Source organism: Kocuria sp. CCUG 69068, assembly GCF_020833785.1.
Taxonomy (GTDB): domain Bacteria; phylum Actinomycetota; class Actinomycetes; order Actinomycetales; family Micrococcaceae; genus Kocuria; species Kocuria rosea.
This window is the reverse complement of sequence record NZ_PDDL01000231.1, coordinates 1-1,510: the sequence shown is the minus strand read 5'-3', so window position 1 is coordinate 1,510 and position 1,510 is coordinate 1. Positions and strand designations below refer to the sequence as shown.

Sequence of the window (1,510 nt, the reverse complement as noted above, 5' to 3'; positions counted from 1 at the left end):
GGAGCCGGCGGTCGAGCGCACGGTCTTGGGGCTGTAGACGTCCACGCTGCCGGCGGTGAGCACCACCGCGTCCGCGCCGGCGGCGTCCGCCGCGCGCAGCACGGTGCCGGTGTTGCCGGGGTCCTGGACCCGGGCCAGCACGGCCACGAGCCGCGGCCGGGCGGCGAGCACGGCCCCGAGGTCCGCGTCGAGGGGGCGGCACACGACGACGACGCCCTGCGGGGTCACCGCGTCGCTCATCGCGGCGAGGACCTCCCGCGTCACGAGGCGCACGAACACGGAGCGGTCCTCGGCCACGCGCTCGAGGAGCGCGGCGATGTCCGGGTGGCGGCCCAGGGCGTCCTCGGTGACGTAGACGGCGTCCACGCACGGGGACTCCGGATGCCGGGCGAGGGCCTCGCGGGCGTTCTGCGGGCCCTCGGCGAGGAACAGCCCGCGCTTGGAACGCGCGGAGCGCCCGGCCAGTCCCGCGACGTCCCTGACCCGATCGGCTCGGGGGTTGGACATCGGCTGGGCGGCCAGGCGCTCCGTGAGGTTCACTGCTCCGACTGTGCTCAGGCGGCGGCTTCGCGCGGCGCGGAGGTGTCCTCCGGCAGGGCGTTCTTCGCGATCTCGACCAGACCGGCGAACGCCTGCTGGTCGTTCACGGCCAGCTCGGCGAGCATCCGGCGGTCGACCTCCACCTCGGCGGCCTTGAGGCCCTGGATGAAGCGGTTGTAGGTCAGGCCGTTGGCGCGGGCCGCGGCGTTGATGCGCTGGATCCACAGCCGGCGGAAGTCGCCCTTGCGCTTCCGGCGGTCGTTGTAGCTGTAGACGAACGAGTGGGTGACCTGCTCCTTCGCCTTGCGGTACAGGCGCGAGCGCTGGCCGCGGTAGCCGGAGGCCTGCTCGAGGATTTCCCGGCGCTTCTTGTGGGCGTTGACCGCCCGCTTCACACGTGCCACGTGTGTACTCCTTCACTTCGGTCCCGGCCGCGCGGCCGGGAGGTCAAATCTGTGCGGGGCGGGGAGTCGGACTCCCCGGGGGATGCGGTGGGGACTACTTGCCCAGCATCTTCTTGATGACCTTGGCGTCGCCGGGGGCCACGATCTGGTCGGAGGCCAGGCGGCGGGTCAGCCGCGAGGACTTGTGCTCCAGGTAGTGGCGGCGGTTGGCCTGCTGGCGCTTCACCTTGCCGGTACCGGTGAGCTTGAAGCGCTTCTTCGCCCCGCTGTGGGTCTTCATCTTCGGCATGTGGCCGCTCTCCTTGCGTTTCTTCCGGTGGTGGCCACCGGAGGGCACGGCGACGTCCGCCGCACCTCCACGGTGCCCCTGGGCGCAACCGGGACCGGCTGCGCGCCGCGGGGCGCTGTCAGTTCTGCTCCGCTCGCGCGGAAGGTCGTGCGCCGCTCAGGCCTGGGGCCCGGGCTTGGCGCCCGGCTTGGGACCGGGCCGGGGAGCCTTCGGCGCCGCGGCCGGGGCCGTGGGCGTCGGGGCCTTCGGGGCCGGCGGCTTCGGGGCGGCCTTCGGC

General features: G+C 73.5%; 3 protein-coding genes. All 3 read right to left on the bottom strand.

Going from position 1 to position 1,510, the window contains the following annotated elements:
• The coding region (locus CRM73_RS19215) for a TrmH family RNA methyltransferase (RefSeq protein ID WP_370658579.1) at nucleotides 1-540 on the bottom strand (540 nt) is incomplete at its 3' end.
• Between the two features lie 14 nt (nucleotides 541-554).
• Nucleotides 555-944 carry a 50S ribosomal protein L20 gene (rplT, locus tag CRM73_RS19210; protein WP_031282709.1) on the bottom strand — a complete coding sequence of 130 codons (390 nt, stop codon included), beginning with the start codon at nucleotides 942-944 and terminating at the stop codon, nucleotides 555-557.
• Nucleotides 945-1,038: 94 nt separating this feature from the next.
• On the bottom strand, nucleotides 1,039-1,233 hold the full coding sequence (gene rpmI / locus CRM73_RS19205; RefSeq protein ID WP_017832891.1) for a 50S ribosomal protein L35: 195 nt from the start codon (nucleotides 1,231-1,233) through the stop codon (nucleotides 1,039-1,041).
• Nucleotides 1,234-1,510: the final 277 nt, after the last annotated feature.

Bases quoted from the DNA above. Each gene is read 5' to 3' on its own strand.
- rpmI (WP_017832891.1), bottom strand. From the start codon at position 1,233: ATGCCGAAGATGAAGACCCACAGCGGGGCGAAGAAGCGCTTCAAGCTC.